Here is a 16,210-nt window from a genome sequence, read left to right on the forward strand (position 1 = left end):
CTAAGCCTCGAGCCATTTGAATTTCGGGTCCGTATTGGGCCGCAAGGTCCTGCCCTCCCCGGCAAGGAACCAGAGATAGTAAAGGGAATGTCCGGGCATGGCCGAGACCGGGTGATAGCCCCAGGGTATCGTCACCGCGTCGTAGTCCTTGACCATGAAGGAATGGCTCCCCTGGTCGCCGTATATGGTCTGTGTGCCGAATCCGCTTGCCGGGTCGAGCCTGAAAAGATATATCTCCTCCATCCTGGCCTCTTGTCCGGGTATTTCGGTATCGTGCTTGTGGGGCGGGAAGCTCGACCAGCCTCCGGGAGGGTTGAAGGTCTCGCCGAGGACTATCCTGGATGCGCCCTCCTCCTGGCCGATTATGTCTACAACCTTCCTCTTCCATGCGTCCCTGCCTACGGTCTTCTCCCTGCCTGAAGGCACGTGGAAAACGGCCCTCTTTTCATCCGTCCTGGCCTTGCACATCGCAAACTCGCTATATCTTTCGGCCCTGATCGCCGCATTCGAATCCCTTGGGATGCACAAGGCTGAAGCGGGGGTTTTCCAGACACTCTCCCTTTGGAGCCTGTACGCGCCGCTCTCGGAGGAAAAGACAGCATCGCCCGTAAGCGGGACTATCGCTATTTCGTACTCGCCTGTTTCAAGTGTAAAGGTGTCTCCTGGGCCTAGCACAAGGAGGTCAAGCGCAAGATTATTAAGCTCCCGGCCGCCAAAGACCGTATTGAGCCCCTTGCCTTTCGCGGTTCTTTTCTTTATCGGGCTAAGCATAATTCCTCGCGGGAACGGTTACTATCCTCAATGTCCTTGCCGCCTTCTCCCAGTTCTCCAGCGCTTCGGTCCTGGTGCTGCCGGTCGCGATGATATAACAGACCCTGTGGCCGCAGTTCCTGTATGGAAGGACCTCATCCCCGGGCCTTACCATCAGGAAGACCTCCTCTACCCCGTGTAGCGTTTTCACTTCCACAAGGCCCTCGACCGAGCTCACAATCCCCGGCTCGGGGAATACAGCCTTGCAGACCGCGGCCCTGTCGTGGGAGGGCGTGAAATACTCATCCTTGACCGGAAGCCCCGTTGCGAGGGCTATGGCCATCTTCTGCGGCTCCAAACCGGTTGCGAGCGGTGTAGTATACTGCGAATGGAAGCCTCCTGAAAGCCTCGCCGGAAGCTCGAGGACCATCGGCCCCTTTTTTGTCATTATGGTATCGGCCTTATACGGGCCGAATTCGATGCCAAGGGAAGTTGCGGCCCTTGTCACGAGTTCGTAAAGGCCTTCCTGGGCCGAAGCCGGAAGGGCCGTGGGGTTCGTGTGGCCGGTCTCTATGGGGAAGGGCCGGAAACCGAAGTGCCTGTCCACGATGCCGAACCTGTAATGCCTTCCTTCGTGAACGATAAGCTCTACACTCTGCTCGTCCCCCTCGACGAACTCCTCAATAAGGGCGGTCCGAGTAGATGAATGTTTTTTTGCGTCCTCAAGGGCCTCGGGAAGCTCATCAAGTGAATCTATCCTCCGCGAGCCCCTTGAAGCGGCGTTGTCTATGGCCTTTACCATGCATGGAAAGCCGACCCTCTCAGCCGCAGTCCGGGCCTCTGAAAGGCTTACGACCTCTTCGGCGTAAGGTGTCGGGACCCCGTCCGCAAGCCACCGCTTCTTCATGAGCCACTTGTTATTCGACCTCTCGGCGACCTCGACGGGTATGCCGGGAAGGCCGAGCGCGTCCGAAACAGAAGCCGCCGTTATGGCTACGTCAGCGCCAGCTACGACACCGCTCAGATTGAGACGTTCTCGGTTCTCAAGCGCCCACTGGACGTGCGCTTCAGGGTCTTTTATATCCAGCACGAGCGGCAGGTCGGCCTCTTTAAAGCCCTCAGCCTCCGGGTTCTTGTCCGAGGCGATCGCAAAAATGCCCATGCTCCTGGCCTTTTTAATAAGAGGCACCTGCATGGGACCCGCGCCTAGTATCAATATGGATCTCTTTATCGTCATATGCCCCAGGCGAGAAACCCGCCGTCAACCGGTATTACAGCGCCGGTCACGAAATCGGATGCCGCGCTCGCGAGATAGACCGCCGTGCCTGCCAGCTCCTCGGCCCTGCCGAGGCGCTGCATGGGGGTATTCGCGAGTATCCTCTCAAGCCTCTCGCCAACAAGCACCTTCTCGTTAAGGGCGGTCCTGAATACGCCTGGCGCTATGGCGTTCACCTGTATGTTGTCAGGGGCGAGCTCTACCGCCAGGTTCATCGTAAGGAGCACAAGGCCCGCCTTTGATGAAGTGTACGCGGCTGCATCCTTTAACGCCCTGAAAGAGCCGAGCGAGGCGATATTGATTATCTTCCCGCCGCCCTGCTTTTTCATTATCGTCCCGACCGCCCTGCAGACCCTGAACGCGCCTGTGAGGTTGGTGTCCAGCACGCGGCTCCACTCCTCCTCGGTCACTTCGAGCGTCGGTTTTTTAAGGTGCACTCCTGCCGAATTGACGAGTATGTGTATGCCTCCGCCCTTTTTCGCGGATTCCTGGACGGCCTGCCTGACCGATTCCCCGTCGAGGATATCCATGCGGACCGGAAAGGCCGACCCGCCGGAACCCGCTATGAGGCGCACGGTCTCGTCAAGCTTCGATACGTCCCTGCCCGCCACCGCAACGGATGCGCCCGCCCTGGAAAGGCCGACGGCTATGGCCTGCCCGAGGCCGCTTCCGCCCCCGGTCACGAGCGCGGTCTTGCCTGCGAGGCTGAAGAGTCCTGTCAATTGTCCACCTTCCTTGCCCTGAGGGCTATGGTGTCGCCTATACCCAGACGCTTCGCTATTGTGTCTATGGCCCTTTTATTCAGGTCCGGTATGGAGCCCTTCGGGTTGCAGCTACCGAACCTCACCCAGCTTACGACCGCGAAGCCCGTCTCCGAAAGGAGCCTGAAGAGCGACTCCTGCGAGAATAGGTGCAGGTGCTGGACCGGAAGGTAATACAGCCACCTGTCGCCAAAAAGCTCCGATATCATGCCTGTGCACGGGGTCTGGATGACCACCTCTCCATTAACTGTAAGGAGAGAACATGTTTTCTCGAGCATCCGCCTCGGGTCCGGCACGTGCTCTATCACATCCCAGAAGGTGAGCATGTCATATTCGCCTTCCATATCGAACAGGTCCTTTACGACGCAGCGGAGTCCGCTCTTCCTGGCGGCCTCGACCATCTCCACCGAGATGTCTATGCCGGAGCCGTCCATGCCGAGCCTGTTCGCGTACTCGATGAACTGTCCGTTCGCACAGCCTACGTCAAGGAGCCTCCTGCCCCGTAGCGCCGCACGGTCCAACTTGAGATCAGCGAAGGTCAGGTCCTTTTCCGCGAAATAGGTCTCCCTGTACTCCGGCGCAAAATGGAGATGATGCCCCAGGTTGTTGAATTCCTTCACCATGTAGCCGGACTCGTAAAACCGACTGCATTCCTCGGCTGAAGGGTACACAGCCATCCGCTCCACACCGCAAGAGGCGCACCTTACGTACCGGTATCCTGAAACCATCGCGGTTGCCGCTGCTTCAGCTCCGCCGCATATCCTGCAACTGTCCAGTCTCATTCCTTGACCCCGTATATGACCATTTCCCTGCCTATGCCGTGCCTGGCCATGAGCTCGTACATCTCCTTTTTAAAGCCGGCGAGGACAGGCTCGTTGAGCATCAGGTCGAGCTTTTTTCTCCTCGCGTGGCATTCCCTTCCGAGCTGGTCGTTACCGACGTAGTTGTCTCCCATGAGGAGGAAAAGGTCAATGGGGAACATGGAGGTCCTCCCGACCACCCTGAACCCGGACCTTTCAAGGAGTGTCGACAAAGACTCGAAGCTGAAATAGTTTACATGGTGCGGAGGGGCGAGCCAGTAGCGGCCGAACCCGAGCCTGTCGGTCAATACCTTCTGGACGGGGCTGAAGTCGTTGGGGACGACGCAGCAAATGATCCCGCCCTTTGAAAGGAGCCCTGAAGCCGTCCGAAGGAGCGCCTCCGGCTGCGGCACATGCTCAAGCACCTCTGAGAGGTGGAGCGCGTCGAACCTCCTCTTGATACCGGAGGCCGTCTCCTCGTTGAAAAAACCGTTTATGACCTCGACGCCGAGCGTCATGGCGTGCGCAGCGGCCTGCCTCGAAGGCTCTATGCCAAGCCCGCTCCAGCCCCGCTCCATGCCCCTTTTGAGGAAATATCCGGGGCCTGAGCCGATGTCGAGTATGGAGCGCATGCCGTCCCCGAGCCTCGATTCAAGAAAATCGAATCTCTCGTCGTAGACCGACCTCCACCAGTCCAGGTCCTCTATGACGCGCTCGATGAAAAGCGGCTTTTCATCCCTGTAATATTCCTCGGCGTAGACCCTCTCAAGCTCGGAGGGTTCAGGCACCGGGTCCATGTGTATGAAACCGCACTCGGCGCAGTCGATTATTCCGTAGCCGTTCGCGTTTCCAACGACTTCTCCCGCGTGAATTATTTCAGCCATCTACATCTCCCCCGCTTCACGGGCCCCGTCGAGGAGCGACCTTATGAGCGATGCTATCCGGAAAGCGCCCTTTCCGTCGGTAAGGCTCATCGCCCTAGCGGACATCTCCTCCCACTTCCGCCTGTTGGTTTTAAAAAAATCGACTGCATCGGCTATGCTGTCCGCGCTTACTTCCGCCTGGTAGCCGAGGCTCTTCGATATCCCGAGCCTTTCGATTGCGGCTAGGTCCTCCCTGTCGCCCTCGTAATTCCCTATAAGGACCGATGGCACGCCCATGTACGCAAGCTCGAATGCCGTCGTGCCCATTGCCGTGAAGGCCAGGTGCGCCTGTTTCATGAGAGGCGCCAGGTCCCTTACGTTATGCGCGAATCTGAACCTGCCGTCGCAACCGGCCATGAATTCATCCAGGGCGCCGCCGGTCCTGAAGGCAGGCCCTATGACGGCGGTTACCTCTATGTCCTTGATCTCGTAAAGGCCCTTGAGCGCAAGCTCGGTGAGGTTGAAAGGGTCCGAGCCGCCCATGGTGACGAGCACCTTGAACGGGATGGAGTGGCCGGGCCTTTTCACGTCCCTTGCCCGCCTGAAGTTCTCGCCGATGATTATGTATTCGTTCCCGGAAAGGAGGTTGCTGTTCACCCCTCCCCTGTAAAGCGGCGTCGGCATGACTACCGCGTCGGCCTCTCCGGAGGATACGTTATCGATGAGTACGACCTTCTTGCCTTCGCCCTTGAGGGCGTGCACCTGCTCGCAGACGTCCCTCTTTGTATCTATCACCACGACACCGCCTGTAAGACGGCTTGCGTGCCTGCCCGTTATGGGATAGGTGATATGGAAGAGCGCCTCTGAGTTTAGCCTGTCTATGACGGGCCGTTCGTTATTCACGAGGAAATGGAGCGGGAGCTCTTCTGACTCGAGCGCGTGCGCTATGTTGATGCAGCGCATCACGTGCCCCATCCCGACGGAGGAGCCTCCCTCGGTCCAGAAGGTCACGCCGTTTTGCACCGGGCCTCCCTCCCCTCGACGAGGTTCCTCGAGCCCTTCACCCTTAGCGCCAGTTCGAGTGTCGCTATCCCGTCGCGCACGCCGGCGCGCGGGGTAAGCCCCCTCTCTATGCATTCGAGGAAATGCCTCGATTCGGCCATGTACATTTCATTGACCTCGAAGCCGATCCTCCCCGAGTACCACTTGCCAAGCTCCGCCGAATAGGTCTCCACCGTACCGTCCAGCAGGTCAGCCCTTATGGTCCCCCTCGAGCCGGCTACGACCAGCCTGTGCTGGTTGGCCCTCTGGATGAAATCGGTCTGCCAGTTCACGTACGCCCCGCTTTTAAGCCTCATGACGCCTGTGACGATGTCCTCGACATCCATCTCAAGCCCGCTCACCCTGTCTACGAACGCGAAGACCTCGTCGACCTCGCCGAAGAGCCACCTGATGTTGTCGAGCCCGTGTATGCTCGTAAGGACTACCCCTCCGCCGAGTTCCTTCCTCGCCGCGTACTCAGTCCTGTAATCGGCCTGGGGGTGCCAGTCCGGGAGATAGTGTCCGCCGTAGTAATTGACATGGTGGACCTTGCCGATGACCTCGGACGCAAGGAGGCTTTCTATCTGGAGGAAAACGGGATGGAACCTATAGCACATGGCCATCATGGCCGTTATGCCCTTCTCCTCGACGAGCCTTGCAAGCTCAGTTACTCCGTCCAGCTTGTCCGAAAGGGGTTTTTCTATGAGGATGTGCACCCCGCGCCTGGCGAGCTGGAGCGCCATATCGAGGTGCATGGAAGACGGCGTGCATATGACGGCCGCGTCCGGCAGCTTCGCAAGCGCGTCGTTGAAGCTCGTAGTCATGATCGGCCTCTCAAGGCCCCTCACTGCCCTCTCGAGCGTGGCAGTATTCGTGTCGCAGAGTATGAAATCCCTTACGCCGAGCGACGCAAGGTTCTTAATGTGCCGCTTTCCTATTGAGCCGCAGCCCACTACAAGCGTTTTAAGGCTTTTTCCCATCAATCCGATTCTCCTTGCCGCGTTCTGATTCAAAAAAAACTCGTGCTCAGTTCCTCTGCCTGAATACGACGCCTATCGGCTCGCCTACCAGAAATCCCGCAGGGTTTCCGCTCTCGACCGCCTTCTTGAGGACCGAGAGCGCCTCCCTTGAGGCCTCTATGGTCTTTGCTATGTCCTCGTCGGTATGCGAGTAGCTTATGAAGACAGGCCCGCCGTAGAGCACTCCCCTCTTCACGGTCTCCTGGAGGAATATGCTCTTTAAAAGGAGGTCTTCCTCGCCTCCGGAATTCCTCGCTGATATGCCTCCCCTCGGCGGCTTACCGGTTATGCTGAAATCCGCGCCTATCTCTTTTGCGAATCCGTTTATGCCATCATGGAGCCTCTTGCCCGCCTCCCAGATACGTTCTATTACGGGCTTCGTCATAAGCTCGTTTATGGTGGCCTTGGCAGCGGAAAGGCCTATCGCGTCTCCCGAGTAGGTCATGGAGAAGAAGACCTCGTTCAATTCCTTCATGAACTCGCGCTTTCCGGCGATGGCCGATATAGGGAACCCGTTCGCCATGCCCTTTCCGAAGCAGGCGAGGTCAGGGACGACCCCGTAATATTTCCCCGCGCCCCCGAGCGAATACCTGAAGCCGGTCACTATCTCGTCGAGCACGAATAGCGCGCCGTTCTTGTTCGCAATCTCCTTTGCGAGCTGAAGGAAGTTCCTTCCGGTCTCCGGGTCCACGAGCGGGTCGGTTCCGGGGACCTCCATTATGACGCAGCCGATCTTCCCGGGGTTTTCGGCGAACACCCTCTCAAGGGTCTCTATTTGGTTGTATTCGAATTTGTGCATGTAATCGGCCAGATTGCGCGGGATGCCCTTGTTACGGGGTGTCACGATTGCGTACCAGTCCTGACAGCCGTGGTAGCCGCAGTACGCGATGTGGTCCCTGCCCGTAGAGGCCCTGGCGACCTTGACAGCGGCGCTCGTGGCGTCGGCGCCGTTCTTGCCGAACCTGACCATCTCGGCGCACGGGATGATCGAGCGCATGAGCTCGGCTACCTCGACCTCAAGCGGGTGCATGAGGGTGAAAGTCGTTCCCTCCCTGACCTGCCTTATGACAGCCTCGCTAACCGGCGCATAGTCGTAGCCGAGGAGTATCGGCCCGAGCGCCAGGGGGTAGTCTATGTACTCGTTCCCGTCCAGGTCCCATACGTGGGCGCCCTTGCCGCGGCAAAGGTACTTGGGGGTTACGCCCCTGACGAACTGGTCGGGCCCCTTGCTCAGGGTCTGGGTCCCGGCCGGTATTACCTTGACCGACCTTTCCCACATGGCGTCGGATGCGGGGAAAAGGCTCACTTCATTATTTTTTTTAAGCGCCGGTTCCATTGTCGTCCACCTCTCAAAATAATTTGTTGGGCAGCTCTTTCATTGAGGAACACCCTCTAAAAATATGTGAGCATTTTTATTCACGGCCTGATACAGAGTCCGGAAAAAAATCAAACTTTTAGAGGTTGCCTATTATATCGCCTCGTCTTCCCTCAAGGACTTGGCATAGCCCTCGTTCCGATCAATATCCGCATTTATCTCCAGAAACGAAGGATGAGCCTCCAGAAATCTCAGTATCTCGTCCATGTGGAAAATCCTGCCGTTCGCGCCGATGCCGTCGTATATGGCGTTCACGAGCGTCAAATCACGTTCGTCGTCGACGGTCCAGCGCATCTTCGATAGATCGCTATCGCACCGTATCTTGCATATCCTGAAAATGGTGTGGTTTTTCCAGATGTACGGGGTCACGTGCTCGCGCTCCGAGGAAAGCGCGGCCTTCATATAGGCCTTCTCAAGGGCCTCGAACGAGAAGACCTCGGCGTCGAGCCCGTCAGGGAAGCTCGGGTCTATGCTTACGTAATCGAGCCCTCCCTCGCTGAACCTCCTTATGGCCCTGTCCACCAGCGCCGGGTCGAGCAATGGGCAATCCGAGGTTATCCTCACGACCGTCCTGGCCCTGGATGCCAAAGCGGCATAGAAGTACCTGTCCAGGACGTCGTTTACGCTCCCCCTGTGGCAGCACACGTTGTTTTCGGCGCACCACTCCGCGATCCTGTCGTCCGACCCCTCCTGGGTCGTCGCGACCACGATCTTCTCTACGAGTTTGGCGGCGGCGAGCCTCGTCACCACGTGCCACAGCATGGGTTTTCCGCCTATCTCCCTCATTACCTTCCCAGGGAGCCTGGTAGAGCCCATGCGGGCCTGCACTATTCCTACTACCGGGCCTATGGCCGCTTTGACGTCCTTATCCGTTATCTGCATAAGTCCTCGCTCCTTACCGGCATATCCTTATGGAGGTCCCTTGCCGCGACGCTCCCTATGATGCGCCCCAGTTCTTTAGGCTCAAGCCCGTATGCGTGGCGGACGAGCTTCACTTTATCCGAGGTGACGACCTCGCCTTTCGGTATGTCGGCCTTCGCGTATATGGACCTCCTCGCGCCGGTCCTTTCGGCCATCTCGTTAGGCGACGGAATCTTAATGCCGTCACCGAGCGCCTTTTCGAGGTTCCTTACCTCGGATACCATCGTCCTGAACTCCTCGACCTCCATTGCATACGGATGGTCAGGGCCTTTAAGATTTCTATCGAGAGTCAAATGCTTTTCTATGATCGAGGCCCCGAGCGCCACTGCCCCGAGGGCCACGCTGCTCCCCGGCGTGTGGTCGGATATCCCGACAGGACAGGCGAATTCCCTCGCGAGCGCGGCCATGGCCCTGATGTTAACGTCCTCGTATGAAGGCGGGTAGAGCGAAGCGCAGTGGAGTAGCGCGACCTGGTGGTTCTTCCGCCCTGTTACGAGCTCGACGGCCCTCCTTACCTCTTCCATGTAGGCCGCGCCCGTGGATAATATGACCGGCTTTCCAAAGGAGGCCACCTCCTCGATGAACGGCTCGTTCGTAAGCTCGCCTGACGCGAGCTTGAATGCCTCGACCCCTATCTCGCTCAATAACGCGGCCCTCTTGCTCTCGAACGGCGCGGAAAGGAAGGTTATCCCTACGGAGGCGCAGTGCATCATCAGTATTCTGTGCCATTCCTCCGGGAGCGTAAGCCTTTCCAATACAGGGTACGCCGGGTGCGGCGCCCATTTTCCGCTCCCGTCGGGCCTCAAGGGGTTCAGGAGCCCCTCGGCCGTAAAGGACTGGAACTTTACCGCGTCAGCGCCGGCGTATTTCGCCGCCTCTATGAGCTCCCTGGCCCTCCCGAGGTCAGCATCGTGGTTCGAGCCTATCTCGGCTATCACATAGGCCGGGTATCCCGTGCCGACCGGCCTAGTTCCTATATTGATGACGCTTCTCATAATCCCGCCTTTCAGTCAGTATTCCCGCCCTCTCAGGCGGCTTCACCGCGTCTCGCGGCGTTCTTGCGCGCGTCGGCCTTTCCGGCGTCCTTTTTCTCGGTAAGCTCGCCTTCGCACTCCGGGCACGAGTCCCTTCCGGACCTTATCATGTATTCGGCGCCCCAGCCGCAGTATTCTTTTTTGCATTTCCCGCACACGTATGTAGGCATCATAGGCGCACCCCCTTTAATTAAACGGCAACCGGCCTTTTAGCCTGGACCGAAAGGCAGGCCAGGGACGAAAGGAGCCCCTCGGCAACGGCCCCGGCCTCCTCGTCCGAAAGGAGCGGGTATATGGGGAGGCTTACCTCCTCGGCGTAGAACCTGAGCGCCCTGGGGAAGTCCCCCGGCTTGAACCCCATGGACATGTAATAGGGCTGCGTATGGACGGGTATGTAATGGACCTGGAGGCCGATGCCTATCTCCGACATGAGCCTGAAGAGGTCTTTCCTCTCGACCCCGAGCTCGTCAAACGGTATTCTGGCAGGATAGAGGTGCCACGCGCTCCTGGCGCCGGCCGGTACGTTTGGGGGCTTCATGAACGTGTACTTGGAGAAGAGCCTTTCGTAGAGGGCTGCGATCCCGGCCCTCCTCTCGACGAAGCGGTCGAGCTTTTTAATCTGGCTTATGCCGAGAGCGCAGTTGATGTCCGGAAGCCTGTAGTTGAAACCGAGGTCCTGCATTTCGTAATACCAGGGGCCCTCGGCCTTCGAAAGCCTTGCTGGCTCCTTCACTACACCGTGGCTCCGGAGCGTCTTGAGCTTTTCATAAATTGCTGGATCGTTGGTCGTGACCGCCCCGCCCTCGCCTGTCGTTATGGACTTTACAGGATGGAAACTGAAGACGGTCATGTCCGAATGGCTGCACGAGCCCACCCTGCGGACCTGCCCGTTTGAGTCGGTCCACTCGGCCCCGAGCGCGTGGCAGGCGTCCTCGATGACAGTGAGGCCGTGCTTGAGGGCGGTCTCCCGTATCTCCTCCATGCGGCACGGGACCCCGGCAAAATGGACCGGTATGACGGCCTTTACGGCCCTGTCCTTTTCGGCCTTTATCCTGACGCTTTCGGGGTCTATGTTCATGCCGTCCGCCTCTATGTCGGCGAAATCAGGCCTCGCGCCCGCGTAAAGCGCCGCGTTCGCCGAGGCGAGAAAGGTTATCGGGGAGGTCACGGCCTTGTGTCCCTCGCCGAGCCCGGCGGCCTTCATCGCGAGATGGAGCGCGGCGGTCCCGTTCGAGCAGACGACCGCGTATTTTGCTCCGGTGTATCCGGCGATCTCCGCCTCGAAGGCCTCGACGAGCGGGCCCTGGGTAAGCATCCCCTCGAGAGACCTCGTGACAGCCTCTATGTCGGAAAGGTCAATTGTTTGCCGCCCGTAGGATATGGCTGTCTTCTCCATTCGAGAACTCCTGTATTATATTCTTTATCTCGAGAACGCTCAGCACGTGATCGTTCCTCTCGCTCGAGTAGACGAAGCCCTCGGCTACTGGCTTGCCGCCGTTCTTCCTCTCCTCCCCCCACCACTTGAACTGGGGCTGTATGACGAAGTAGTCGTCGTATTCGAGGGTGAGCCTGCCGTCGTCCTCGGATATGAGCGTTTCATGGAGCTTTTCGCCCGGGCGTATGCCTACGACATCTATCGAACATTCAGGGGCGATTGCCTTGGCCACATCCGTAATCGCGGCGCTCGGTATCTTCGGGACGAATATCTCTCCGCCTTTCATCCTTTCGAGTGACGCGAGCACGAACTCGGCGCCCTCGTCGAGGGTAATCCAGAACCTTGTCATCCTGGTATCGGTTACGGGGAGCACGCCCTTATCCTTCAACCTTAAAAAGAGAGGGATAACGCTGCCGCGGCTCCCGACGACGTTCCCGTACCTGACTACCGAGAACCTCGTGGGCTTGGACCCGGCATAGGAGTTGCCGGCTATGAAGAGCTTATCCGAGCAGAGCTTTGTCGCGCCGTAGAGGTTAATGGGGTTTGCGGCCTTGTCGGTAGAAAGCGCGACGACCTTTTTGATCCCCAGGTCGACGCATACGTCTATGACGTTCTGCGCGCCGAGGACATTGGTCTTTATCGCCTCGAACGGGTTGTACTCGGCTGCCGGGACCTGCTTAAGGGCCGCCGCATGGACGACGTAGTCGACCCCGTCAAAGGCCCTGTAAAGCCTCTCCTTATCCCTTACGTCGCCTATGAAGAACCTCAAAGACGGGTCGTTGAACGCCTGCATCATCTCCGACTGCTTGAGCTCGTCCCTGCTCAAGATCACGAGCCTTTTGGGCCTGTACCTCGAAAGTATCTTCCTGGTGAGCTTCTTTCCGAGGGAGCCCGTGCCGCCGGTAATGAGTATGGTCCTGCCGTTCAAGTCCATGAATAAGCTCTCCTTAAGTTTTAAGGTGCGGATTGATATCGCAATAAATACTTAGCAATATGCGTGCCACCTTAAAGAGAAAGGGGTTACTTTGAAAAAAATTAATTAAATCAGCGTGTTATAAGAAGAAGCACTACATGCGGGTTGGGTTAAGGCAGAATCGGGACAGCGAAAGTCAAATATCTGACAAGGCATGGAATGAATAAGGAAAAGATTTCCCTGTCAATGAATCTCATTCCATACAAGGCATTTGCGTAGGCTGACCGGAAAAGAGAGCGGTCTTCTTTCCGGGGTTAGACCTTGATTGGGAAATTGGAAGGGTAATCGTCCCTGTCAATTACGCACTGTATGGCGTTCATGGTCTCGGCGTTGAAGACGACCGGGCCCTTGAGGTTGAGGCTCAGTTCCCTCGCATCGCGGGCAACACAGACCATTACGAGCGTTACGAGGCCGTCCGGGCTATCGGCCCCCAGCTTTTCCATCTCCCATTTCTTGAGCGGGACCGAGTAACCGGGCTTGAAGGCGTTCGGGTCCGTAAGGAGAAAGGCCACTCCCGGCTCGTCGACCGACTGCATCCACCTGAACGTGCCCTGTTCGTCGTGGTCTATTATTATGAACCTCTTAAGCCTCTCGAAACCCGGCATGGCCTGTACGAACCGGATCACCTTATTCTCAGCGACCGATATCTCGCCGAAGCGGGTCGTCGCGAAGCTTACCATGTGCGAAGGAGCCTTTACTGTCGCAGTGTTCATTTTTTCCTGAATCCTTTCAAGTTTTCAGCCACTTCGCTCGGAAGCCCGGCGGCCTTCATGTTCGCTTCCTGTATCCTCAAGTAGATCTCCTCGCGGTGCACCTGGCAGCTCTGCGGGGCATCTATCCCGAGTTTCACATGGTTGTCCTTGACCTCGGCGACTACGAGCTTGATATCGTCGCCGATCCTTATCCCCTCTCCCGACTTCCTTGTCAGTACCAGCATTTCGCCCTCCCTGGCTTACTTGTTTTCCGAGCCGGTTGCCCGGTTATCCTATTTTCACGCAGCGCTGTCAAGCAGGCTGAAAAGCCCCCGGTCCTCCCGTTCTATCATCTTTGCGATCGCGTAAAATAGCCTTCTCGTCTCCTGCATGAACCCGGCGGGATTCGCCCGAATTGAGCCGGGATCGCCCCACCTAAGCCTGTATGACGTGAAGGACGCGAGCATCATTTCCATCTCGTCGATGAACCTGCGGGCGTCGGCCCTGTGCGAGGCCATACTCTTCCGTGAAATTGCCTCTCTGAGAGAGCATACCTCGGATTCGACATGCACCGAGAGCTTTCCAGATAGCCGTGAAAGCCTCTCTTCAGCCTTTTCGACGTTATTTTTCAGAGCCCCGGCGTTAAGGGATTTTACAAGCTCCGTAATTTCCCTCAGGAGCTCGCCGTGCTGCCTTCTCAGGTTTTCCGAGGTTGCCATATCCACCCCAGGCTTGATCAACGCAGGTAATCGAATATGCTGAGGCTAAAGACCCTTCCGGCGGATGCGAGCGCGGCCTGCAGGGCCACCTCGCCGGCCTTGAGGTCGGTTATGAGCTCCGCCATGTCCGCGTCCTCGAGGATGGATACGGTCGACTCAAGCTCGAGCTTGTAGACCGAGAGGTCCTGCTCGGCGGCGTTGAGCCTGGAGACCCTGCCGCCTATGTCGGAGACCCCTTTTGACAGCTGCTGAAGGCCCGCATCGAGGCCGTCTATGGCCGCGCGCACGCCGTCGCCGTCGTCCGCGGCCAGCGCGGCTGAAAACGCCGCGACCGTCGCCATTATGTCGGTACCGCCGCCGCTCCCTCCGAAGACTTCCCCGCCGTTAAGCGCCATGTCGACCGAGGCCGAAGAGCCTATCTTGATCGCCTGCACGTTTGCGTCGCCCTGGTAGGCGCCGGCAGAGTCGAACGCAGGTGAATCGGACCTGTATCCCGCGAAGACATACCTGTTGTCGAACCTGGTATTCCCTATGCTGACGAGCTCGTCGAAGAGGTTGTCGACCTCGGCCTTTATCATGGCCCTTGTCTCCGTGGTCGTAGTGCCGCTGGCGGCCGTGACCGCGAGCTCCTGGAGCCTTATGACCGCGTCCTTGGCCCTGTCCAGCGCCTGCTCGGTAATCCCCAGGTGCGAAAGGGCATAGCCGATGTTCCTATCGTATTGGCCGAACTGGGATATCAGGGACTTGGATGTCAGTATCTTGTGCGCGTTCACCGGGTCGTCGGAGGGGGCGTTGACCTTCCGCCCGGACGATATCTGCTTGTTTATGTTGTATATCTTCTCCTGGCGGAGAAGCAGGTCGCTAACGTACCTGTCATATGAAAGCTTCTGGGTGACCCTCATTTTACCGCCTCCTATCTGATACTGAGGAGTGTCTCAAGCATCTGGTCGACCGTCGACATGACCTTTGCCGCCGCCTCGTATGCCCTCTGGAGCTTCACGAGGTTTATGGCCTCCTCCTCTATGGAGACCCCGGATACCGAATCCCTGGCGGCCCGGAGCTCGGACATGTATATCTTCTGCGCCTCGGCCCTGGCCTTCGCGTTGCTGGCGCTGGTCCCCAGATCCGTGACCACCCTGTTGTAGAAGCTCCCGAACGAAGCGCCGTTTATAGACCCCTTGTCCCTCAGCTCTGCGAGCGCAGTGGCGTTCGTGTTGTCGCCGGGGATGCCGGCGGACGTGGAAGAAGCCGCGATCTTGTCAGGGTCTGTGACCGCTACGGAGAAATCCCTGGCCGCGTTCTCGGTGGCGCTGACCATGAACTTGTCCCCCGCCGCAGGCGGGCGCGTGCCGTCGGTTATGGTGACGCTCAGGCCGTCGAAACCTATCGCCGAGCCCGATGTATAAGCGCCGGTCGCTACAACGCTATTTTGCCCGATATTGAATACCGTATACGCGCCGGGCCCGGAAAACCGTATCTCATAGTCGTCGAGCGTAACCTGGCTCAAGTCGGTTATGGCGCCCCCTGATATGACCGCGCCGCCCTGGTTTGTGCCCGCGGACCTCGTGGACACGGAAAGGGGGGTGAAGAAATCGACCCCGGTCGAGCCGTCAAGGCCCCATCCGGCCGAGTGCTGAAGATTGACCTCCTTTACGAGAGATGCCGCAAGGAGGTTTATCCTGGAGTGGGCGTCCTTGAAATACGCGTATCCGTCGATGTCGCCCTTTATGCTGCCGCTCGAAATCCTCGACTCGATGGACGCGCCGTTCAGGTAGAGCTTGAAGGAATCAGTGGAGTCCGGGTCGGTCCCTGCCGTCATCTCCGAGCTCTTTACGCCCGCGACTATGAAGGAGCCGCCGAGGAAGACGTCTACCTGGCCCTGCTCGTTCTCGGCTACCGATACGTCAACGAGCTTCGAGAGGTCCTCCAGGAGGACGTCCCTCCTGTCCCTTAAGTCGTTCGCGTCCATCCCGGAAAGCTCTGTAGCCGATATCTGCTGGTTGAGGCCAGCTATCTCGGAGGCTATCCCGTTTATCTCGCCGACCTTGGCCTCTATAGAGCCCCTTATATTCGATATGTTGTCCCTTATCGCGCTGTCGACGGAATTTATCGTATCAGCGAGGACGGTGGCCCTTGCAATGAGAGACGACCTCTCGCCGTAGGACGACGGGTTCGCCGCCAGCTCCTGGAACGAGTTGAAGAGGGCGTCGAGCCTGGAGCTCAGGCCCGAGCCGTCGAAGTCGTTCAGTATCGATTCGAGCGCATAGAGGTGGCGGCCCGCGGTCTCGTAGTTCGAAAAGAGCGATACCGCGCTCCTTAACTGGACCGTCTGGAAGGAATCATAGACCCGCTCTATGGCCGTGACGCTTACACCCGTGCCGAACTGGAGGCCCCCGAAGGTGACCGGGTTATTCGCCGCAAGGACGGCCCGCTGCCTCGTATACCCTTCAGTGTTGGCGTTGGAAATATTGTGTGAGGTGACGTTCAGGGCCTTCTGGCTGGTCATGAGGGCCGATTTGGCAATATTGAAAACACCGTTCAGGCTCGACAT

Annotated in this window: 18 protein-coding genes; all 18 read right to left on the bottom strand. The window is 58.2% G+C overall.

Features of this window, described 5'->3' with window-relative positions; genetic code table 11:
• Positions 1 to 771, bottom strand: coding sequence for a 5-deoxy-glucuronate isomerase (locus tag K8I01_02200; GenBank protein ID MBZ0219236.1), 771 nt, complete (start codon positions 769 to 771; stop codon positions 1 to 3).
• Positions 764 to 1,987: an ATP-grasp domain-containing protein gene (locus tag K8I01_02205; GenBank protein MBZ0219237.1), complete on the bottom strand. Its 1,224-nt coding sequence runs from the start codon at positions 1,985 to 1,987 to the stop codon at positions 764 to 766. The genes K8I01_02200 and K8I01_02205 overlap by 8 nt, the downstream gene beginning before the upstream one ends.
• On the bottom strand, positions 1,984 to 2,748 hold the full coding sequence (locus K8I01_02210; GenBank protein MBZ0219238.1) for a glucose 1-dehydrogenase: 765 nt from the start codon (positions 2,746 to 2,748) through the stop codon (positions 1,984 to 1,986). Before K8I01_02210 ends, K8I01_02205 begins: the two co-directional genes overlap by 4 nt.
• Positions 2,745 to 3,569 carry a class I SAM-dependent methyltransferase gene (locus K8I01_02215; GenBank protein MBZ0219239.1) on the bottom strand — a complete coding sequence of 275 codons (825 nt, stop codon included), beginning with the start codon at positions 3,567 to 3,569 and terminating at the stop codon, positions 2,745 to 2,747. Before K8I01_02215 ends, K8I01_02210 begins: the two co-directional genes overlap by 4 nt.
• Positions 3,566 to 4,471, bottom strand: coding sequence for a class I SAM-dependent methyltransferase (locus K8I01_02220; protein MBZ0219240.1), 906 nt, complete (start codon positions 4,469 to 4,471; stop codon positions 3,566 to 3,568). Before K8I01_02220 ends, K8I01_02215 begins: the two co-directional genes overlap by 4 nt.
• Complete coding sequence (locus K8I01_02225) at positions 4,472 to 5,473, bottom strand: hypothetical protein (GenBank protein ID MBZ0219241.1); 1,002 nt, start codon at positions 5,471 to 5,473, stop codon at positions 4,472 to 4,474. It abuts the gene before it with no gap.
• The gene (locus K8I01_02230) at positions 5,458 to 6,471 is read right to left on the bottom strand and encodes a Gfo/Idh/MocA family oxidoreductase (protein ID MBZ0219242.1); all 1,014 of its coding nucleotides are present in this window, start codon (positions 6,469 to 6,471) and stop codon (positions 5,458 to 5,460) included. The genes K8I01_02225 and K8I01_02230 overlap by 16 nt, the downstream gene beginning before the upstream one ends.
• A gap of 46 nt (positions 6,472 to 6,517) precedes the next feature.
• Positions 6,518 to 7,846, bottom strand: coding sequence for an aminotransferase class III-fold pyridoxal phosphate-dependent enzyme (locus tag K8I01_02235; protein MBZ0219243.1), 1,329 nt, complete (start codon positions 7,844 to 7,846; stop codon positions 6,518 to 6,520).
• A 132-nt stretch (positions 7,847 to 7,978) separates the two neighbouring features.
• On the bottom strand, positions 7,979 to 8,767 hold the full coding sequence (locus K8I01_02240; GenBank protein ID MBZ0219244.1) for a glycosyltransferase family protein: 789 nt from the start codon (positions 8,765 to 8,767) through the stop codon (positions 7,979 to 7,981).
• Positions 8,758 to 9,801: an N-acetylneuraminate synthase family protein gene (locus tag K8I01_02245; GenBank protein MBZ0219245.1), complete on the bottom strand. Its 1,044-nt coding sequence runs from the start codon at positions 9,799 to 9,801 to the stop codon at positions 8,758 to 8,760. Before K8I01_02245 ends, K8I01_02240 begins: the two co-directional genes overlap by 10 nt.
• Positions 9,802 to 9,833: 32 nt before the next feature.
• Positions 9,834 to 10,013: a hypothetical protein gene (locus K8I01_02250; GenBank protein MBZ0219246.1), complete on the bottom strand. Its 180-nt coding sequence runs from the start codon at positions 10,011 to 10,013 to the stop codon at positions 9,834 to 9,836.
• A gap of 17 nt (positions 10,014 to 10,030) precedes the next feature.
• The gene (gene pseC / locus K8I01_02255) at positions 10,031 to 11,236 is read right to left on the bottom strand and encodes a UDP-4-amino-4,6-dideoxy-N-acetyl-beta-L-altrosamine transaminase (GenBank protein ID MBZ0219247.1); all 1,206 of its coding nucleotides are present in this window, start codon (positions 11,234 to 11,236) and stop codon (positions 10,031 to 10,033) included.
• Complete coding sequence (gene pseB, locus K8I01_02260) at positions 11,196 to 12,209, bottom strand: UDP-N-acetylglucosamine 4,6-dehydratase (inverting) (GenBank protein ID MBZ0219248.1); 1,014 nt, start codon at positions 12,207 to 12,209, stop codon at positions 11,196 to 11,198. The genes pseC and pseB overlap by 41 nt, the downstream gene beginning before the upstream one ends.
• 293 nt (positions 12,210 to 12,502) lie before the next feature.
• A complete protein-coding gene (locus tag K8I01_02265; GenBank protein MBZ0219249.1) occupies positions 12,503 to 12,961 on the bottom strand; it encodes a flagellar assembly protein FliW in 459 nt (152 codons plus the stop codon).
• Positions 12,958 to 13,185: a carbon storage regulator CsrA gene (gene csrA, locus K8I01_02270; protein ID MBZ0219250.1), complete on the bottom strand. Its 228-nt coding sequence runs from the start codon at positions 13,183 to 13,185 to the stop codon at positions 12,958 to 12,960. Before csrA ends, K8I01_02265 begins: the two co-directional genes overlap by 4 nt.
• Positions 13,186 to 13,239: 54 nt before the next feature.
• Positions 13,240 to 13,659 carry a hemerythrin domain-containing protein gene (locus K8I01_02275; protein MBZ0219251.1) on the bottom strand — a complete coding sequence of 140 codons (420 nt, stop codon included), beginning with the start codon at positions 13,657 to 13,659 and terminating at the stop codon, positions 13,240 to 13,242.
• Between the two features lie 17 nt (positions 13,660 to 13,676).
• Entirely contained in the window at positions 13,677 to 14,561 is an 885-nt protein-coding gene (flgL, locus tag K8I01_02280; GenBank protein ID MBZ0219252.1) for a flagellar hook-associated protein FlgL, read from the bottom strand.
• An 11-nt stretch (positions 14,562 to 14,572) separates the two neighbouring features.
• Entirely contained in the window at positions 14,573 to 16,210 is a 1,638-nt protein-coding gene (gene flgK, locus K8I01_02285) for a flagellar hook-associated protein FlgK (protein MBZ0219253.1), read from the bottom strand.

Source organism: Deltaproteobacteria bacterium, from assembly GCA_019912665.1.
Lineage (GTDB): Bacteria > Desulfobacterota > GWC2-55-46 > GWC2-55-46 > GWC2-55-46 > UBA5799.

Bases quoted from the DNA above. Each gene is read 5' to 3' on its own strand.
- K8I01_02200 (MBZ0219236.1), bottom strand. From the start codon at position 771: ATGCTTAGCCCGATAAAGAAAAGAACCGCGAAAGGCAAGGGGCTCAAT.
- K8I01_02205 (MBZ0219237.1), bottom strand. From the start codon at position 1,987: ATGACGATAAAGAGATCCATATTGATACTAGGCGCGGGTCCCATGCAG.
- K8I01_02215 (MBZ0219239.1), bottom strand. From the start codon at position 3,569: ATGAGACTGGACAGTTGCAGGATATGCGGCGGAGCTGAAGCAGCGGCA.
- K8I01_02220 (MBZ0219240.1), bottom strand. From the start codon at position 4,471: ATGGCTGAAATAATTCACGCGGGAGAAGTCGTTGGAAACGCGAACGGC.
- K8I01_02230 (MBZ0219242.1), bottom strand. From the start codon at position 6,471: ATGGGAAAAAGCCTTAAAACGCTTGTAGTGGGCTGCGGCTCAATAGGA.
- K8I01_02235 (MBZ0219243.1), bottom strand. From the start codon at position 7,846: ATGGAACCGGCGCTTAAAAAAAATAATGAAGTGAGCCTTTTCCCCGCA.
- K8I01_02240 (MBZ0219244.1), bottom strand. From the start codon at position 8,767: ATGCAGATAACGGATAAGGACGTCAAAGCGGCCATAGGCCCGGTAGTA.
- K8I01_02245 (MBZ0219245.1), bottom strand. From the start codon at position 9,801: ATGAGAAGCGTCATCAATATAGGAACTAGGCCGGTCGGCACGGGATAC.
- K8I01_02250 (MBZ0219246.1), bottom strand. From the start codon at position 10,013: ATGATGCCTACATACGTGTGCGGGAAATGCAAAAAAGAATACTGCGGC.
- pseC (MBZ0219247.1), bottom strand. From the start codon at position 11,236: ATGGAGAAGACAGCCATATCCTACGGGCGGCAAACAATTGACCTTTCC.
- pseB (MBZ0219248.1), bottom strand. From the start codon at position 12,209: ATGGACTTGAACGGCAGGACCATACTCATTACCGGCGGCACGGGCTCC.
- K8I01_02265 (MBZ0219249.1), bottom strand. From the start codon at position 12,961: ATGAACACTGCGACAGTAAAGGCTCCTTCGCACATGGTAAGCTTCGCG.
- csrA (MBZ0219250.1), bottom strand. From the start codon at position 13,185: ATGCTGGTACTGACAAGGAAGTCGGGAGAGGGGATAAGGATCGGCGAC.
- K8I01_02275 (MBZ0219251.1), bottom strand. From the start codon at position 13,659: ATGGCAACCTCGGAAAACCTGAGAAGGCAGCACGGCGAGCTCCTGAGG.
- flgL (MBZ0219252.1), bottom strand. From the start codon at position 14,561: ATGAGGGTCACCCAGAAGCTTTCATATGACAGGTACGTTAGCGACCTG.
- flgK (MBZ0219253.1), bottom strand. From the start codon at position 16,210: ATGTCGAGCCTGAACGGTGTTTTCAATATTGCCAAATCGGCCCTCATG.